At 70.0% G+C, this 16,819-nt stretch carries 14 protein-coding genes and 1 pseudogene; 6 read left to right on the top strand and 9 right to left on the bottom strand.

Features of this window, described 5'->3' with window-relative positions:
- Positions 1-45 precede the first annotated feature (45 nt).
- From IAE24_RS10495 to IAE24_RS10485, 3 genes and pseudogenes are all read left to right on the top strand, one after another.
- A complete protein-coding gene (locus IAE24_RS10495; RefSeq protein WP_199960503.1) occupies positions 46-1,143 on the top strand; it encodes an AbrB family transcriptional regulator in 1,098 nt (365 codons plus the stop codon).
- Positions 1,144-1,476: 333 nt separating this feature from the next.
- Complete coding sequence (locus IAE24_RS10490) at positions 1,477-1,926, top strand: hypothetical protein (RefSeq protein ID WP_199960502.1); 450 nt, start codon at positions 1,477-1,479, stop codon at positions 1,924-1,926.
- A pseudogene (locus tag IAE24_RS10485) lies at positions 1,923-2,075 on the top strand (DUF1016 N-terminal domain-containing protein); the annotation flags it as partial. The gene IAE24_RS10490 and the pseudogene IAE24_RS10485, both read left to right, overlap by 4 nt.
- A gap of 30 nt (positions 2,076-2,105) precedes the next feature.
- On the opposite strand, the gene IAE24_RS10480 reads toward IAE24_RS10485, so the two are convergent.
- The 8 genes from IAE24_RS10480 to IAE24_RS10445 all read right to left on the bottom strand — a co-directional run bounded on the left by IAE24_RS10480 (position 2,106) and on the right by IAE24_RS10445 (position 11,585).
- On the bottom strand, positions 2,106-2,672 hold the full coding sequence (locus IAE24_RS10480) for a glycerol-3-phosphate responsive antiterminator (protein ID WP_034390045.1): 567 nt from the start codon (positions 2,670-2,672) through the stop codon (positions 2,106-2,108).
- 1 nt (position 2,673) lies between these two features.
- Positions 2,674-4,224 (bottom strand): FAD-binding oxidoreductase, encoded by a 1,551-nt coding sequence (locus IAE24_RS10475; protein WP_199960501.1) that lies wholly within the window; start codon positions 4,222-4,224, stop codon positions 2,674-2,676.
- The gene (locus tag IAE24_RS10470; protein WP_199960500.1) at positions 4,218-5,900 is read right to left on the bottom strand and encodes a glycerol-3-phosphate dehydrogenase/oxidase; all 1,683 of its coding nucleotides are present in this window, start codon (positions 5,898-5,900) and stop codon (positions 4,218-4,220) included. Before IAE24_RS10470 ends, IAE24_RS10475 begins: the two co-directional genes overlap by 7 nt.
- Complete coding sequence (locus IAE24_RS10465; protein WP_141830596.1) at positions 5,897-7,438, bottom strand: FGGY family carbohydrate kinase; 1,542 nt, start codon at positions 7,436-7,438, stop codon at positions 5,897-5,899. The genes IAE24_RS10470 and IAE24_RS10465 overlap by 4 nt, the downstream gene beginning before the upstream one ends.
- 13 nt (positions 7,439-7,451) lie before the next feature.
- Entirely contained in the window at positions 7,452-8,900 is a 1,449-nt protein-coding gene (locus IAE24_RS10460) for an MFS transporter (protein WP_034390051.1), read from the bottom strand.
- Positions 8,901-9,141: 241 nt separating this feature from the next.
- A complete protein-coding gene (locus tag IAE24_RS10455; RefSeq protein ID WP_012203054.1) occupies positions 9,142-9,435 on the bottom strand; it encodes a BTH_I0359 family protein in 294 nt (97 codons plus the stop codon).
- 205 nt (positions 9,436-9,640) lie between these two features.
- Complete coding sequence (locus IAE24_RS10450) at positions 9,641-10,813, bottom strand: DUF3108 domain-containing protein (protein WP_199960499.1); 1,173 nt, start codon at positions 10,811-10,813, stop codon at positions 9,641-9,643.
- Entirely contained in the window at positions 10,806-11,585 is a 780-nt protein-coding gene (locus IAE24_RS10445; protein WP_012203056.1) for an IclR family transcriptional regulator, read from the bottom strand. Before IAE24_RS10445 ends, IAE24_RS10450 begins: the two co-directional genes overlap by 8 nt.
- Positions 11,586-11,711: 126 nt before the next feature.
- Here IAE24_RS10445 and IAE24_RS10440 point away from each other — a divergent pair, with 126 nt between their 5' ends.
- The 3 genes from IAE24_RS10440 to IAE24_RS10430 all read left to right on the top strand — a co-directional run bounded on the left by IAE24_RS10440 (position 11,712) and on the right by IAE24_RS10430 (position 14,798).
- The gene (locus IAE24_RS10440; protein WP_034390060.1) at positions 11,712-12,734 is read left to right on the top strand and encodes a fumarylacetoacetate hydrolase family protein; all 1,023 of its coding nucleotides are present in this window, start codon (positions 11,712-11,714) and stop codon (positions 12,732-12,734) included.
- Positions 12,731-13,744 (top strand): TraB/GumN family protein, encoded by a 1,014-nt coding sequence (locus tag IAE24_RS10435; RefSeq protein ID WP_199960498.1) that lies wholly within the window; start codon positions 12,731-12,733, stop codon positions 13,742-13,744. Before IAE24_RS10440 ends, IAE24_RS10435 begins: the two co-directional genes overlap by 4 nt.
- Before the next feature lie 79 nt (positions 13,745-13,823).
- Positions 13,824-14,798, top strand: coding sequence for a Bug family tripartite tricarboxylate transporter substrate binding protein (locus IAE24_RS10430; protein WP_016446620.1), 975 nt, complete (start codon positions 13,824-13,826; stop codon positions 14,796-14,798).
- A 252-nt stretch (positions 14,799-15,050) separates the two neighbouring features.
- On the opposite strand, the gene IAE24_RS10425 is transcribed toward IAE24_RS10430, so the two are convergent.
- Positions 15,051-16,790 (bottom strand): ABC1 kinase family protein, encoded by a 1,740-nt coding sequence (locus tag IAE24_RS10425; protein ID WP_199960497.1) that lies wholly within the window; start codon positions 16,788-16,790, stop codon positions 15,051-15,053.
- Positions 16,791-16,819: the final 29 nt, after the last annotated feature.

The raw sequence follows: 16,819 nt of genomic DNA, 5'->3' as shown, positions 1-16,819 counted from the left end.
CGCGGCGATACTCGCAGGCTTTGGACCTGCCCCGCCTCGCCTGCCATGCCCGAGCGCCGCCACATTTTCCTGCTTCGCATCGCACTGACCCTGCTGGGCGCCTTTGCCGCCGCCCAGCTGTGCCTGTGGCTGCGCACGCCGCTGCCCTGGATGCTGGGGCCGCTGATCGCTACCTCGCTGGCCTCCATCCTGGGCGCGCCCACGGCCAGCGCGGGCCGGCTGCGCAACGGCGGGCAGTGGATCATCGGCGCCTCGCTGGGCCTGTATTTCACGCCGGCCGTGGTGCAGTTGATCGCGGGGCTGTGGTGGGCGATCGCCGTGGCCATCGTCTGGGCGCTGCTGCTGGGCTGGGGCTTCGGCGCCTGGCTGTACCGCGTGCATGCGCCGCGCATGCCGCAGATACCGGCTGGCGAGATGCGCGCCACCACCTACTTCGCGGGCGCCATTGGCGCGGCGTCGGAGATGACGCTGCTGGCCGAGCGCGAGAACGCGCGCACCGACCTGGTGGCGGCCAGCCACAGCCTGCGCCTGGTCATCGTCACCGTGAGCATTCCGTTTGCGCTGCAGTGGAGCGGCCTGCACGGCCTGGAGGGGCTGACGCCGCCCAGCATCCGCATCGTCGAATGGCCGGGGCTGGCGCTGCTGGCCGTGCTCACGGGCCTGGGCGCCTGGGCCATGGACCGGCTCAAGCGTGCCAATCCCTGGTTCCTGGGCGCGCTGCTGGTGTCCATGCTGCTGACCATGTGCGGCCAGGAACTGTCGGCCGTGCCCCAGGCCCTGGTCAATGCGGCGCAACTGGTGATCGGCATCAGCCTGGGCGTGCGCTTCAAGCGCGAATTCCTGCACACCGCGCCGCGCTGGCTGGGCTCCGTGGCCGTGGGCACCGTGGGGCTCATGGCGATCTGCGCGGCCTTTGCCTGGCTGCTGCACCTGGCCGTGGACCTGCCCTGGGTCACGCTGCTGCTGGGTACCTCGCCGGGCGGCATCACCGAGATGGCCATCACCGCCAAGGTGCTGCAGCTGGGCGTGCCCGTGGTCACGGCCTTCCAGGTCTGCCGGCTGATCGCCGTGCTGCTGCTGGTGGCGCCGCTGTTCCGCTGGGTGGAGGCGCGCGGGCGCATGGCGGGTCGGACGGTGCAATAAGGCCATCCTGACCCTGCGCCGTGCCGCTACACTGGCGGCAAGCCGAAAGGCCCGGTGCGTAGAAACACCTTTGAACCAGCGTGCAGCCCCCACCGTAAAGCGGGGCTTTGTCCATACCCGATTTCAGGATGTGCGCTTGCGCTCGTCCGCAAGTTATGGGGTGTGGTGGGGGCTACCCGTAAGGATGTCCGCATGGCTGGTTCCATGTTTCTAACCGCCACACTCCACCCGTTGCGCGTAGAAACGCAGCGCGTGGTTTTTCAGTCTCAACCAGGAGCTGCAACCATGAGCGCATTCATCTTGACCGGCCTCTTCCAACGAGAGGGCTGACCCATGGCATCCCCCAAAAACACTGCCCGCATGGCAGTGCAGGCGCAGCCTCGTCCGGAAACAGAAAAAACCACCCCATCCCCCACCTGGCCCACCTGGCCCACCTGGCAGCAGGCCATGCGTGTCTCGCTGATCATGGCGGAGGGCCAACTGGTGGCGCTGACCCAGGCCTGCCACGGCAGGCGCGGGCGCAATGCGCGCCAGTTCGAGGTGGAATGCGCCGTGGAACTGGCGCTGGCACACATACGGCACATGCAGGACGATCCGCCGCAAAGCCATGAGGTGTTTGAGCAGCAATGGCACTTGGCGGCCAGCGCCATCCACCTGGCCGGCAAGGCCTTCAAGCTGCCCCGCTCACGCTATGGCCGCTCGCTCAAGGGCATGCGCTTGCATTTCGACCTGCTCAAGGACCTGGTGGAGCGCGTGAAGATGCAGAACCGGCGTGCGGCCTGAGGCGCAGGCGACGGGCTGGCGCTGGCAGGCCGTCGGTGGAAAGCCTGTCCGCTGATCTGGCGGCTCGATTCGGGCGAGGGCTCAGTCCGGACAATCTGGAGAACATGCGGCGCTTCGTCCTGGCGTATCCCTGGGCTGCAATTTCCGAGACCGTGTCTCGGAAATCCGATCGCCGCTCCTCACCACAGCCCACTGTCGCTGGTAGATACCGCAATCGCACCACCGGCCAGCGCCTGCTGGACCTGATCCTGGCTGCAGACGAAGCCCGAGGCCACCAGGGGCGGCAGGATGCGGCGCTCGGCCTCGGTGATGTGGGCCAGCATGGGGGCGGGCATGATCTGCACGAGGTTGGGGTCGCTCTGCTCCACGGCCTTGATGCTGCGCGGCCAGGTGGAGCGGTCGGTGACGAAGACCTTTTGCATGGTCAGCAGCCCGGCCTTGTTGGCGCGCTGGATGGTGGCCACGCGCGTGGACAGCAGGCTGCTGGCGCCCAGGTCCACAAGGTAGTCCACGCCGCCCTTGTCGGGCGAGATGCCGTCGCAGCTGTCGATGTTGACGATGGCGATCTTGCCCGCCCCGGTGATGGTGGAGATCACCGAGCGCAGGCGGCGCAGTTCGATGTTGGCGACGATGGCGACTTCGGCCTGGCTGGCCAGCAGCGCGTCCATCTGCTCGGCTCCGTACAGGGTGGCGATGACGGGGCGGCGCGCCAGCCGCGCGCCCAGGGAGTTGTCCGGGCGGCCCATGTCAGAGGTCCAGCCCCAGCTTGCCGGGGTTGAGCAGGTTCTTGGGGTCCAGCATGCGCTTGGTGGCCTCCAGCAGGGCAAAGGCCGGGCCCAGCGATTGCCGCATGTAGGGCGCGCGCAGCAGGCCCACGCCGTGGTGGTGGCTGAGCGTGGCGCCGTGGCGCAGCAGCACGGCGTTGGCTGCGTCCCAGGCCGCGCGGTACCACTGGGCGCGCTGGTCCACGGCCACCTCGCCGCGCAGCGAAAAGTACAGGCAGGCGCCATCCACATAGGCATGCGACTGGTGGGCCGAGCCGGCCAGGGTGCCGGGGATGGCCTGCAGGGCGGCGACCACTTCCTCGTAGATGGCCGGCAGGTCTTTCCAGGGGCCGCACATCTCCAACGTGTCGGCGACGAAGCCCGGGCCTTTCTTGAAGCCCTCGGCGCTCTTGCCGGTCAGGTAGCGCGTGTCCAGCCAGCGCTCCAGGGTGGCGGTGCCGTCCAGCCGTTCACCCAAAGGTGCACACACACGCTCGCAGATGGCCATGACGGCATCGACGATCTCGGGTGCGCCTTCGTCGGCGATCAGCAGCACGTTGAGGTCGCTGCGGCCGAATTGCACGCCGCTTTCCAGCGCGTCATACAGCCGCAGCGCGGCGGGGTTGGCGCCTTGCTGCAGGATCTGGCGGCAGGCCTCCAGGCCCTGGGCAAAGCTGGCGAAGCCATAGGCGATGGCGCGGCCGTGGTCGGGCAGGCGGTGCAGCTTGAAGCGGATGCGCACGATCACGCCCAGCGTGCCTTCCGAGCCGATGAACAGCTGCTGCAGGTCCGGGCCGATGGCCGCGCGCGCGTAGCCGCCCACGGTGACGAGGCGGCCATCGGCCAGCACCACGTCCATGCCGTGGACCATGTCCTCGATCTTTCCGTAGCGCGTGGACAGCTGGCCCGCGCCCCGGCAGGCCACCCAGCCGCCCACGGTGCTGATGCCGAAGGACGAGGGCCAGTGGCCCATGGTCATGCCGTGGCGGCGCTGGATGGTTTCCTCGAACACGTCGCCGAACATGCCGGCCTCGACCTCGACGATCTGGCTTTGCTCGTCCATGGCGATGAAGCGATTGAGTTCGCACAGGTCCAGCACGATGCCGCCGCGCAGGGGCAGGGCCGCGCCCGTGACGTTGCTGCGCCCGGCCGAGACGGTGACGGGAATGGCGTGCGCGTCGGCAATGCGCATCACGGCCTGCACCTGCTCCACGGTGGATGCATGGGCGATGACGGCCTGCGGCGTGGCCGGGTGGCCCGAGGTCTCGGCCACCATGGTGCGCGCCCACCAGTCGCGCGTGCCGGCGACGATGTCGGCGCGCTCGGTCTGCACGCGGTCGCAGGCGGTGCGCAGCGCGGCGAGCACGGCCTCGGGCATGGCCACGGGCTCGTGCTGCAGGCCGCAGGCAGGACCTTCGGAGGCAGGGCGGGCGGCTGCGGGTGCGGCCTGCGCCGCCCAGCCCGGTGTCGTGGGGGCGCCCACCACGTAGTTGCGGCGGTTGTAGCCGCGGGCGATTGCGTCTTTGCTCAGCATTGGATGTCTCCCATCAAAATCTGTTTTTCGCGCTCCACGGCGCGGCGGTAGTCGTGGACCTGTTGCGCGACCTGCGCGGGTGCCAGTCCCAGTTCATCGGCCAGGATGTCGCCCACGCGCTGCGCGGCGTGGGCCGAGGCATCGCGCGCCATGAGGCGGGCGCGCAGGCGGCGCGAGAGCACGTCGTCCACGCTGGCCGCCATTTCGTGGCGCACGGCGTAGAGGACCTCGGCCTCGGTATGGGGCAGGCCCTGCACGATGGGCCGGGCCAGTTCGGGCCGCACGGCCAGCAGGTCGCTGACGAAGCGCGCCTCCGTGCCGTAGCGCTCGCCCAGGTGGGCCGAGAGGCCGCCCGTGGCCGTGATGGCCTGGGCGTCGTAGCCGGCCGCGCCCAGCACAAAGGCCGAGGTGGTGGTGCAGCGCGTGCGCCGGCCCAGCAGTTTCTCGACGGCGTCCACGGTCTGCTCGGCCATGTGGCGCGAGGTGGTGAGCTTGCCGCCCACGATGGTGACCAGGCCGTCGGCTGCCACATGGATTTCGTGGTTGCGCTTCATCTCCACGGTCTTGCCGCCGGGCGGGCCGACCAGGGGGCGGCAGCCGGCGATGGAGCCGACCACGTCCTCGGGCGAGAGGTCCACCTTGAGCGCCGATCGGGCACCTTCCAGCAGGAAATCCAGCTCGGTGCGCGTGCAGTGCACATCGTCCAGGCCGCCCGTGTAGTCCTCGTCGGTGGTGCCCAGGTAGGAGACATCGCCCCAGCGCGTGATGGTGGCGCGCCGGCTGCGGCCCGGCACGGGAATGGTGACGGTGCAGTCGTTGCGTATGCGCAGCCAGGGAATGGCCACGTGCACGCCCTTGGCGGGGCGCACGTGCAGCCGGGGCTCCTGGCCGGGCTTGCGGCCATCCCAGTCGCGCAGCCACACGCCCGTGGCCATGACCACGCTGCGCGCGCGCACCGTGATCTCGCGGCCATCGGCCTGGACGATGGCGCCATCCACGCCGCCGTGGGCGTTGCGCGTGACGGCGGTGGCCTGGCAGTGGTTGAGCACGGCCGCGCCGTGGAAGGCCGCCGTGCGTGCCACGGCCAGCGTGAGCCGCGCATCGTCCACGCGCGCGTCGAAGTACATGTAGCCGCCCAGGAGCTGCTCTTCGCGAAAGCTCGGGCAGTGCGACAGCACCTCGGCCTTGCCGAGCTTGCGATGCAGGATGCCTTCGCGCCAGCCGCCGGCCAGGTCATAGGTCCACAGCAGGCTGCCGAAGGCCTTGGCCAGGCGGGCGTCGAAGACGCCGTCGCGCTCCATCACGGGAAACAGGAAGGGCAGGCGCTGCACCAGGTGCCGCGCATTGCGGCGCAGGCGCTGGCGCTCCAGCAGCGAGTGCCGCACCAGTCCCAGGTTGCCCTGCTCGATGTAGCGCAGGCCGCCGTGCACCATCTTGGAGGACTTGGACGAGGTGCCCGAGGCGAAGTCGTCCTTCTCCACCAGCGCCACGCGCAGGCCGCGCAGGCTGGCGTCCAGCGCCGCATAGGCGCCGGTGATGCCGCCGCCGATGACCAGCAGGTCGAAGGCCTCGTCACCCAGCCGCGCGAGCTGGTCCGCGCGCTGCAGCTGCAGCGGCGCGGTCTGGGTCAGTGCGGCGCTGTCCCTGCGCTCCTTGCCAAAGGGCCATTGCATCATGCACAGCCCTCCAGGGCGGCGCTGCGCCCGGGGGCCCGGGCGCGGGCCAGTTCGTCGCCCACGCGGGCGCGCCAGATGCGGCGGCGCTCGCCGCGCTCGTCGGCCGCCATGCGCGGGGTGAAGACCGCTTCGGTGCGCAGCGTGGCGCAGGCCTGCTCCAGCCCGTCCCACAGCAGGCCTGCGCTGCCGGCCATGAAGGCGATGCCGCGCAGGCTGGCCTTGTCGGTATCGGCCAGGCGGCGCACGGGCAGGCCGCCCAGGTCGGCCTGGATCTGCAGCAGCGCATCGCTGCCTGACAGGCCGCCGCCCACCAGCAGCTCGCCCACCTCGGTGCCCGAGGCCGCCTCGTCCGCCTGCACGCAGGAGGCCACGGAATGCGCAATGCCTTCGAGGATGGAGCGCGCCAGCTGCGGCCGCGAGGTGGCCATGGACACGCCCGAGATCGAGGCCCGCGCGCCCGGCTCCATGGCCGGCAGGCGCAGGCCCGTGAGCGCGGGGATGAAGACCAGGTCGGCCGGCGTCTCGGCCTCGCCCGCCAGGGTGCTGATCTGCTGTGGGTTGTCGAACCACTGCAGCTTCTCGCAGATCCAGTTGAGCGCCGAGCCCGTGGTGGGCACGTAGGTCTCGATGGCATAGCGCGAGACACCGCCCATGCGCCGCGCCGTCATGGTCAGCGAGCTTTCGTGGGCCGCGTCATGCGCGGGCAGCTTTGTTCCCGTGAGCACATCGACGAAGCTGCCCGTGCCATGCACGCACAGCGCCTGGCCACGCTCCAGGCAGCCCAGGCCCACGGCGGCCGCATGCTGGTCGCCCGCGCAGGCCAGGATGGGCACGGCCAGGCCCAGCAGCTCGGTGCGCGTGCGGCCGAAGTCCTGCACGTCCTCGCACAGGCGGGGCAGCAGCTCGGCGGGAAACTCCAGCGCGTCCAGCCAGTCCTGCAGGTAGCGGTGATCGCCCAGCGCATAGGCGTTGCCCGAGGTCACATTGGTGGGCGTGGTGACCACGGCGCGCGCATCCGACAGATGCCACAGCAGCCAGGAGTCGATGGTGCCGAAGGCCAGGCGGCGCTGCTGCCAGGCACGGGCCACGGCCGCATCCTCACGCAGCTTGCGCGCGGCCCACAGGTAGGGCGAACGCACGCCCACGGGCCGGCCCGCGTGGCGGATCAGCCGGGCATCCCAATCGCCGGCCAGCAGGGCCAGTTCGTCGCGGTGGCGCGAGTCCTGCCAGACCATGATGGGCGCCAGCGACCGGCCCGTGGCCGTGTCCCAGAGCACGGCCGAGCAGCGCTGGTTGGCAATGGCCAGGGCCACGATCTGCTGGCCGCAGCCCTGGGCGCGGGCGATGGCGCGGCGGCACACGTCCAGCGTGCGCTCCAGCAGCAGGTCGGCGTCCTGCTCGACCACGCCGGGGCGCGGGCAGTGGATTTCCAGCGGCAGATAGTCCTGGGCGGACACCTGCCCGTCGCGTCCCACGACGGCGGCGCGCGTGCCCGAGGTGCCTTCGTCTATGCAAAGGATCACGGCTTCATGGTGCATGGGGTGGTCTCTTTCAGGCGGTGGTTTGAGCGACCTTGGCGGGCGGGGCTGCGTCGTCCGCGAACTGGGGCGCGCCGGGCTCGTCGTCGGGGTTCACGGTGGTGCGCGTGGGGTCCCAGCGGATGGAAAAGCAGACGATGCTGGCCAGCAGCGGCACCACGGACAGGATGAGGAAGGTGTTCTCCAGCCCGTACTGCTGGCGGAACAGCGGGAACACCAGCAGCCCCAGCGCCGCGCCCATGGCGCCCAGCGCGCCGATCACGCCGTTGGCGCCCGCGCGCAGCTCGCTGCGGAACGACAGCGTGGACAGGCTCTTGCCGTTGGCGCCGGGCCCGCCCGAATGAAAGAGGATGAACAGCGAGGGCACGGCCACGGCCAGCCAGATGGGCATGCGGCCGTTGAACAGGCCCAGCACCAGCAGCATCAGGAACACCAGCGCAAAGCCGAAGGCCGAGGCCCGCCGCAGGCCCAGCCGGCGCCCGATGACGGGCGACAGGAAGCCGCCGACGATGCCGAACACGTTGAACACCAGCGCGCCCAGCGTGGCCTCGCGGAAGTCCTTGCCGAACAGCGAGGCGCTGATCAGCGGCAGGTACCAGCCCACGGCGAAGTACTGGATGGACTGGCCTATCTGCACCGTGGCCGCCAGCAGCGTGCGCGGCAGGTAGATGCCGCGAAAGATCAGCAGCACATTGGCCAGGCCGCGCCGGGCCGGGTTGAGCACGGGCAGGCGCTCGGCAAGGGGCGCTGCCCTGAAGGTCTGGCCATAGATGCGCGTCATGGCGCGGGCCGCGTCGTCCAGCCGCTCCTTGCGTGCCAGCCAGGTCGGGCTTTCCACCAGCAGCGCGGCCTGCATGCCCAGGATGAACACGCCGAACACGGCCGTGGCCGCGACCGAGTAGCGCCACAGCGAATCGCCCACGTCCCAGGAGTGGAACCACAGCGCCAGCACCAGGTTGCTGCACACGGCCATGTACCACATGCCCTGCCAGACATTGAGCCGGCTCTTGAGGCGGGCGGGCGTGAACTCGGCCAGCACCGCCATGGCGATGGCGAAGTCGATGCCATAGGCCGCGCCCACGAAGAAGCGGCCGAAGAGGATGGTGGCGTAGTCGGGCGCCATGCTGACCAGCAGCGCACCGGCCACGGCCAGCACCTTGGCGATGACCAGCGGGCGCATGCGGCCCCAGCGGTCAGCCATCCAGCCGCCGATGGGGTTGAAGGCGATGGACACCCAGGAGGCCAGCGACGTCATCCAGGCCACCTCGGCCGGCGTGAGCTGCTGGTCGCGCGTCATGGGCCCCAGGCCCACGCTGAGCGCGGAGTTGGAAAAGGCGTCGAGGAAAAGGCCGCCGAGTGCCAGCCACCAGATGGTGCCGGCGCGGCCTGAAATGCCCTGGCGTGCGTCGATGTACGAGATGACATCCTGAACGCCACGAATGCTGTGGCCTGTGGTTTGCATCGCTGCCTCCTGGTTGTCTGCAAGAGGCCGGCGCACACCACACAGGCGCGACAAGACCATCTCACAGATGGTCTTCAAATCTTGAACCTGCGCTCAGGATTCTAGGCAGGAGGCGCAGGCTGCGGATCGGTGAAAGCACCAGGGTCCGCGCAATGGCCGCGCCCAAAGAAAAAGCCCGCCGCAGAGAACCTGCGGCGGGCTTGGCACGCAGCCCCTTCAGGGGGCCGTGCGCTGTGTGCTGTCAGTGGACCACGACGGGCTGCTGGGCCAGGCCTGCGTAGCGATCCAGCGCGTCTTCCACCTCTTCCTCGGTGGGGGCGTCGAGCTGCCAGGCAATGATCTGCTTTTGGAACATCTCGGCCCAGGAGCCGTCCAGGTAGACCTCCTTGCCCGAGCGCTTGTCCACGATCTCGAAGCCGTGGCGTGGCAGTTGACGGGCGGTATCGACTGCCTCATTGCCAGCCGTTGCATCCGGATCCATGTCGGGACGCAGATGGAGCACCACAAAAGATTCGGAGTCGTAAAGCATTTGCATGGTGTTCCCTTTCTGGCCCGTTGCCGGGCGTCGCACAGCCTACATGGCTGCGAAGCGCCGGATTTCAAGAACCGTGGGGGTCCCGATCTATCACAGGCACTTGCATGCAGTATTCCACGGATTGGCATGCGCGGCGGCGTGCGCCGCAGGCCGCGCTGTGGTAGGCGGGCGGCAGCGGTGCCTGCAAGTGCCGGCCTACCCGCGATCAGGGCGCCTGGCGGCCCTTGAGCTGCAGGTCGGCGAAGTCGCCGTTGTCCTGCGCCAGCCGGATGCGCACGGGCAGGTATTGCATGGACGGCGCCAGCCACAGCGAGGCCTGCTGGTCATCGCCGGCCGCCGCGATCTTGTCCAGCCGCAGCGCCTGCGTGCTGCCCGAGGGAAGGTCCAGCGTCTCGGTCTCGCCCACGCGGAAGGTCCAGCGGTCGGCGCGCCGCGCGCTGACGGTGATGAAGCTGATCTGCGTGCCCGCCGGGTAGCGCTGCGGCGCCGCCGCCAGCAGGGCCGACAGTTGCAGGAACACGCTGAGCCGGTCCTGCGCGCCGGGCGCGATGGCGGCATCGGGCGCGCCCGTGCTGAAGTGCGCCAGGTTCTGGTCGAACGCCAGCTGCGCCGATTGCTCCTTGCGTGCCTTGTCGTTGAAGCGGCTGGGCTCCAGGCCCCTGTCGGTGATGCGGCCCTCGCTGGTCTGCGAGCGCGAGCCCAGCAGGAACAGGCTGACTTCCTGGCTGGCCTGGTACTGGCCGTTGGCATGGCGCCAGACCAGCTCGGCACTGGCCGAGTAGTTGAAGCGCTTGGCCTGGCCGGTGACGGCGAACGACAGCCGCGCGGGATCGGGCATTTGCACGGGAACGGGGGCGTCGGAGGCCAGCGGCGTGCCGTCGGGCGAGGTGATGGCCATGCCCTGGGCCGGGCCGGCCGAGGGTGTGGACGGTGTTTCGGGTTCGGGCTTGGGAGCGGGCGGCGCCGGCGGCATGGCCGAGGTTGCCCCGCTGCCGGCATCGGCAGCGGCGGTTTCCGAGGCGTCCGATGCGGCAGGCTCCTGCGCTGCGGCCATCGGCAAGGGTTCGACGGTTTCGCGGATGGGCGTGTCCAGCGGCTCGGGCGTGGGCGCGGGTGCGGCGGGTGCCGGGCGCTGGACCTTGGGGCGAGGCTGTTGCGGCTTGGGCGCAGGCGCCTTCGGTGCAGGTACGGGCGCTGCAGGCGGGGGGGCGGGTGGCTCGGGCAGGGACAGCGCCCGCGTCTGCATGGCTGCCACCTCGGTGTGCGGCGCTGACACCTGGCTCCACAGCGGCAGGCCCAGCAGGGCCAGGGCGTGCACGCCCAGCACCACGGCGGTGAGGGCAGGCAGGGCGCGCTGGCGTAGGTGCATTTCAGGCATTCCAGCCCAGGTCCTGGGACAGCTGCACACATGCCTCGCGCAGCGGCGCGTCGATGGCGCCGCCGTATTCGGGGTCGAAAGTGGCAATCGAGCCCAGCGTGGTCAGGCCCAGCACGATATGGCCCGAGGAGTCGAAGACCGGCGTGCAAAACGCCACGATGCCGGGCAGCACGGTATCGACCACGCGGGCGGTGCCGCGCTCGCGCACCTCGGCCAGCATGGCGTCTATGGCCTCTGGGGTGAGCGGCAGGTCCTTGCGCTGGATGCGGCGGGCCTTGTCCACTTCGGGCTCCAGCAGCGGGGCCGTGACCTCGCGCGGCAGCCAGGCTGCGAAGCAGCGCCCGGTGGCCGAGGCCAGCATGGGCATGACATCGCCCAGGCGCAGGTTGGCGGTGACCGACTGGGCGCTTTCCTCCCAGTGCACGATGGTCGGCCCGTGGTTGCCCCAGACGGCGATGGCCGCCGTGTGGTGGATGCGCTCCATGAGCGCGGGCATGCGTTCGCGCGCCAGCCGCACGGGGTCCAGCCGCGCCAGCGAGGCAAGTCCCAGCTTGAGCGAGGCCGGGCCCAGGTCGTAGCGGGAGGTGCGCGCGTCCTGGGTGACCAGTCCGATGCGCTGGAAGCTCACGAGGTAGCGGTGCGCCTTGGCGGCGCTCATGCCGGCGTCGGACGCCAAGTCCTTGAGCATCTGCGGGCCCCGGGCGCGCGTCAGCGCCTCCAGCAATGTAAAACCGACCTCGACCGATTGAATCCCTGCGCGTTCCTTGTCCATTGCAATAGAATTTGGTTTTGTTTAGTTAAATCAATTTAACTTATCGTAATTCGTGGCTGCGTCGCCATGGGTATCCAGGCCGCTGCCCGGATGCCGTGGCGCGCGGCGGCGGCACGGGGGAGCAGCATGAAACTTGCCACATACAAGGACGGATCGCGGGACGGGCAACTGGTCGTGGTGTCACGCGACCTGAGCCAGGCCCATTATGCGACCGGCATAGCGAGCCGCCTGCAGCAGGTGCTCGACGACTGGAGCTACATGGCGCCCCAGCTGCAGGACCTGTACCACCTGCTCAACAGCGGCAAGGCGGTCCATGCCTTTGCCTTCGATCCGCGCCAGTGCATGGCGCCGCTGCCGCGCGCCTACCAATGGGCCGACGGCTCGGCCTACATCAACCATGTGGAGCTGGTGCGCCAGGCGCGCGGCGCCGAGGTGCCCGCCAATTTCTACACCGACCCGCTGATGTACCAGGGCGGCAGCGACGATTTCCTGGGCCCCTGCGACGATGTGGTGGTGCCCAGCGAGTCCATGGGCATCGACTTCGAGGCCGAGATCGCCGTCATCACCGCCGACGTGCCCATGGGCGCCACGCCCGAGCGTGCGCTGGGCGGCGTGCGCCTGGTCATGCTGGCCAACGACGTGAGCCTGCGCAACCTGATCCCCAATGAGCTGTCCAAGGGCTTCGGCTTCTTCCAGTCCAAGCCTGCCACCTCCTTCAGCCCCGTGGCCGTGACGCTGGACGAGCTGGGCGACGCCTGGAAGGGCGGGCGCCTGCACCTGACGCTGCAGTCCACCTGGAACGGCCGCAAGGTCGGCATGTGCGATGCGGGCGAGGACATGAGCTTTCACTTCGGCCAGCTCATCGCCCATATCTGCAAGACGCGCAATGTGCGCGCCGGCTCCATCGTGGGCAGCGGCACCGTGAGCAACAAGGGCGTGGAAAGCGGCAAGGGCAAGAACCGGCGCATGGAGTGGCCCAAGGGCTACAGCTGCATCGCAGAGAAGCGCTGCATAGAGACCATCCAGGACGGCGCGCCCAAGACCGAGTTCATGCGCTTTGGCGACACCATCCGCATCGAGATGAAGGGCAAGGACGGCCAGAGCATCTTCGGCGCCATCGACCAGAACATCGTCGAGCCTGCCGAATGAGCCGCGTCTGCGCACCCTGGTGGCGCCTGGCGGGCAGGTCGCTGCGCGCCGGCCTGGCCGCGCTGGCGCTGTCGCCGCTGGCCGCAGCATTCGCGGAGCCCCCGGCCGCGGATCCCGTCACCTGCCCGCCCGAGGCGCGCATGCCCAGCCCGGACGAGATCCGCGCCATGCAGCGCAAGGCGCAGGACCGTGGGCTGCTGTGGCGCATCGAGCACCGGGGCCGCACCAGCTGGCTCTACGGGACCATGCACGCGGCCAAGCTCGACTGGAGCGTGCCCGGCCCCACGGTGTCGGACGCGCTGCGCGCCTCCGACAGCCTGGCGCTGGAGCTGAACATCCTCGATCCCGAGGTCATGAAGGTCTTGTTCGCAGGCATGCAGGCGCGGCCGGATGCGCCGCCGCTGCGCGGCGATCTCCAGCGCCGGCTTGAGGAGCAAAGGCGCCTGGCCTGCGCCGGCCCCGAGCTGGCCCTGCTGCGCCCCGACGCCCAGGTGATCTCCCTGTTGTCGCTGGCCGGCCGCAGCGAGGGGCTGGACGCGTCCTATGGCATCGATTTCTCGCTGGCCGGCGTGGCGCTGGCCCTGGGCAAGCCCGTGCTGTCGCTGGAGACACCCGAGCTGCAACTGCGCGAACTGGTCTCGGACGACCCTGCGCGCGTGGCCGAGACGGTGGAGTCCGGCCTGCGCCAGCTGGAAAGCGGCATCGCCTCCCAGAAGCTGGGCCTGATCGCACGCGTCTGGGCCGATGGCCGCATCCATCTGCTGGAGAGCCTGCCCGACTGGTGCGACTGCATGGCCAATGCCGCCGAGCGCGTCGACTACGACCGCATGGTCTATGGCCGCAACCCCGGCCTGGCGCGCGAAGTGGCGCGGCAGATCCGTTCCGGCCGTAGCGTGTTCGCCGCCGTGGGCGCCCTGCACATGGTGGGCACGCGCGGCCTGCCGGCGCTGCTGGCGGCCCAGGGCTTCAAGGTGCAGCGCGTGGAGTTCCCCGCAGCCAGCCCGCCCTGAAACACACGGCCGCCGCCTCCATGAACAAGAGCAACAGGGCGCGGCCAGGACCATCACACCCATCCCACAGGAGACAACAATGGACCGTAGACAATTCCTGGCCGCCGTGGCGGCCTCATCCGCCGGCATGGCCGCGCCTTTTGCACAGGCGCAGGACTGGCCCGCCAGCAACATCCGCTGGGTCGTGCCCTATCCGCCCGGCGGCGGCACCGACGTGCTGGCGCGCACCGTGGCCGAGGCCATGCGCCAGACGCTGAACCAGACCATCGTGGTGGACAACCGCCCCGGCGCCTCCACCAACATCGGCGCCCAGATCGTGGCCACGGCCAAGCCCGACGGCTACACCATCATGTCGGCCGACAACGCCGTGCTGGCCTACAACGAGCACCTGTTCAGCAAGCTGTCCTTCAATCCCGAAAAGGACTTCACCTACATCGGCGGCATCAGCCGCTTCCCGATGGCGCTGGTGGTGAACCCGAACTTCGAGGCCAAGACCTTCAAGGAATTCCTGGCCTACGTGAAGGCGCATCCGGGCCAGGTCAACTACGCCTCGCCCGGCAACGGCTCGCCCCACCACCTGGCCATGGAGATGTTCAAGAACCGCACGGGCACCTTCCTCACTCACATTCCCTATCGCGGCGCGGCGCCTGCGCTGGCCGACGTGATGGGCGGCCAGGTGCCCTGCATGTTCCTGGACCTGGCCTCGGGCCTGCCCGTGATCCAGTCGGGCAAGGTGCGCGCCCTGGCCATTGGCACGGGCAAGCGCGTGCCCAGCCTGCCCGAGCTGCCCACGCTGGCCGAGGTCGGCGTGCCCGATACCGAGGTCTATGCCTTCCAGGGCATTCTGGGCCCGGCCAAGATGCCCCCCGCCGTGGTGCAGCGCCTGAACGCCGAGCTCAACAAGGCGCTGGCCAACCCCGCCGTGGTCAAGCGCATGCAGGACTTCGGCATGGAGGCGCTGCCCGGCACGCCCGAGCAGTTCCTGGCCATGTCGCGCGCGGAGTCCAAGCGCTGGGGGGCCATCATCAAGAGCGCTGGCGTCAAATTGGACTGACCCCCTGAGCGGCTGCGCCGCTTCCCGTTGCACGTCGCCCGTTGCACGGCGCCCCTTCTCGCTTCGCGGAGGGGGCGTACGGGCAGCCGGCGACACCCTCGGTGCGGGGCGGCGCGGCCGGCGTAGGCCCTTCCTCGGTGTCTCTGGGTTGGGCCGTGGCGGTTTTGGGGGCGGCGCCCGGCTTTGATCTGATGCGCTGGTGCTGCTTTTTTTTGGCGTTCCTGATCGCCAATCCAGCGATCAATCCAGCCATCAATCCAGCGCCTTCTGCCTGCGCATGGTGATGAACAGGACGGCCAGGCTGGCGGCGGCGCCGGCCACGCCCAGGGCGGCGAAGAGGGGGATGCCCCACAGGCGCGGGCCCATGGTCAGCAGGCCGGGGGCCAGGCCCAGGATGAAGGCGCCGGAGACCACGGCCAGGGCCAGGCGGGTGGCGGCGCGTTCCAGTGCCAGTGAAAGCCGGTCGATGTGGCGTATGTCCAGATCGGCCTGCAGCCGGCCCGAGCGCAGTCTTTGCATCACCAGCCGCAGGGTGTGCGGCGCGTCGTCGGCCAGTTCCAGCCACTGCGCCATGGCGGCGCGGCGCTGGCGCGCCAGGCTGCGCAGGGAGTAGCGCTGCAGCAGCTGGGCCTTGACCAGGGGCGTGGCCGTCTGCACCACGTCGAATTGCGGGTCCAGCTGCAGCAGCACCTGGTCGGCCGTGATGAGGGCCTTGAGCAGCAGGGCCATGTCGGCGGGCAGGGCCACGCCGGTTTCGCGGGCCAGGGCCATGAAGTCCTGCAGGGCGCGGGACATGACCAGGCGGCCGTTGCTGGCGCCGGGGCCATGGCGGGTCACGAAGCGGTCCACGGCAGCCTCGATGCGTGCGGCCGAGGGCGGGGCGCGGCCGGGCATTTCGCTTTCGGCCGCCCATTCCAGCAGCACGCCCGAGAGGCTGCGGCCCTGGCCCTCGACCAGGGCGCGCATCAGGCCCAGCACCTGGCGGCGGCGCTGGGGAGACAGCCGCCCGACCATGCCGAAGTCGATGAAGCCCACGCGGTTGCCGGGCAGGGCCAGCAGGTTGCCAGGGTGCGGGTCGGCGTGGAACAGGCCGTCGCGCAGCACCATCTGCAGGAACGCGCAGGCGCCACGGCGCGCCAGCAGCGGGCCGTCCAGCGCGGGGTCCGCACCCACGGCCGAGGCTGGCACGCCCGGCACGAAGTCCTGCACCAGCAGGCGCGGCCCGCTCAATGCCCAGTGGATGGCCGGCACGACGATCTCGGGCTGGGCCGCGAAGTGCCGCGCCACGGCGTCGCCGTTGTGGGCTTCGACGGTGAAATCCAGTTCCTCGCGCAGCGCCTGGCCCAGCTGGCGCGTGACTTCGCGCGGGCGGTAGCGTGCCAGTTGCGGCCATTGTTCCTGGGCCAGCAGCGCCAGGTGCTCGAGCAGGCGCAGGTCGGCCTCGATCTGGGGGCGCAGCCCGGGGCGCTGGACCTTGACCACGACTTCGATGTCGGCAGCGCTGGCCGCACGGCCGTCTTTCTGGTCTTCCCGGTCTTCCCGGTCTTCAGCCGCAGGCAGCCGCGCGCGGTACACCTGGGCCATGGAGGCCGAGGCCAGCGGCACGGGATCGAAATGCGTGAACACCTGCTCCACGGGCAGGCCCAGCGACTGTTCGATCAACGGCTGGGCCGTCTCCCAGGGCAGCGGGGCGGCGTGGCTGTGCAGTTGCTGCAGGGCGGCCGTCCATTCGGGCGCGAGCAGGTCCGAGCGCGTGGCCATGATCTGGCCCAGCTTGACGAAGCTGGGACCCAGGTGTTCGAGGGCCATGCGCAGGCGCTCCGGGCGGCTGGCATCCAGCGGATGCTCGGGATGGGGCTGGCTGCCGCGTGGCGCGAAGCGGGCCAGGCCCAGCGTGTCGACCAGGTCGGCCAGCCCGAAGCGCAGCAGCACGCCGACGATTTCCTGCAGCCGGGCACGGTCGCGCACGGCGACCACGGCGGTTTGCAGCATGGGCATCTCCTGTCGGTGGTGGCAATGCG

The organism is Delftia sp. S65, from assembly GCF_016516495.1.
In the GTDB taxonomy this organism is placed as follows: Bacteria; Pseudomonadota; Gammaproteobacteria; order Burkholderiales; family Burkholderiaceae_C; genus Comamonas; species Comamonas acidovorans.
The sequence above is the reverse complement of the archived record's forward strand: the minus strand, read 5'-3'. Positions and strand labels throughout refer to the sequence as shown.

Coding starts and splice junctions, on each gene's coding strand:
- IAE24_RS10470 (WP_199960500.1), bottom strand. CDS start 5,900: ATGATGCAATGGCCCTTTGGCAAGGAGCGCAGGGACAGCGCCGCACTG.
- IAE24_RS10490 (WP_199960502.1), top strand. CDS start 1,477: ATGGCATCCCCCAAAAACACTGCCCGCATGGCAGTGCAGGCGCAGCCT.
- IAE24_RS10435 (WP_199960498.1), top strand. CDS start 12,731: ATGAGCCGCGTCTGCGCACCCTGGTGGCGCCTGGCGGGCAGGTCGCTG.
- IAE24_RS10475 (WP_199960501.1), bottom strand. CDS start 4,224: ATGCTGAGCAAAGACGCAATCGCCCGCGGCTACAACCGCCGCAACTAC.
- IAE24_RS10495 (WP_199960503.1), top strand. CDS start 46: ATGCCCGAGCGCCGCCACATTTTCCTGCTTCGCATCGCACTGACCCTG.
- IAE24_RS10450 (WP_199960499.1), bottom strand. CDS start 10,813: ATGCCTGAAATGCACCTACGCCAGCGCGCCCTGCCTGCCCTCACCGCC.
- IAE24_RS10425 (WP_199960497.1), bottom strand. CDS start 16,790: ATGCTGCAAACCGCCGTGGTCGCCGTGCGCGACCGTGCCCGGCTGCAG.
- IAE24_RS10460 (WP_034390051.1), bottom strand. CDS start 8,900: ATGCAAACCACAGGCCACAGCATTCGTGGCGTTCAGGATGTCATCTCG.
- IAE24_RS10440 (WP_034390060.1), top strand. CDS start 11,712: ATGAAACTTGCCACATACAAGGACGGATCGCGGGACGGGCAACTGGTC.
- IAE24_RS10455 (WP_012203054.1), bottom strand. CDS start 9,435: ATGCAAATGCTTTACGACTCCGAATCTTTTGTGGTGCTCCATCTGCGT.
- IAE24_RS10430 (WP_016446620.1), top strand. CDS start 13,824: ATGGACCGTAGACAATTCCTGGCCGCCGTGGCGGCCTCATCCGCCGGC.
- IAE24_RS10480 (WP_034390045.1), bottom strand. CDS start 2,672: ATGGGCCGCCCGGACAACTCCCTGGGCGCGCGGCTGGCGCGCCGCCCC.
- IAE24_RS10465 (WP_141830596.1), bottom strand. CDS start 7,438: ATGCACCATGAAGCCGTGATCCTTTGCATAGACGAAGGCACCTCGGGC.
- IAE24_RS10445 (WP_012203056.1), bottom strand. CDS start 11,585: ATGGACAAGGAACGCGCAGGGATTCAATCGGTCGAGGTCGGTTTTACA.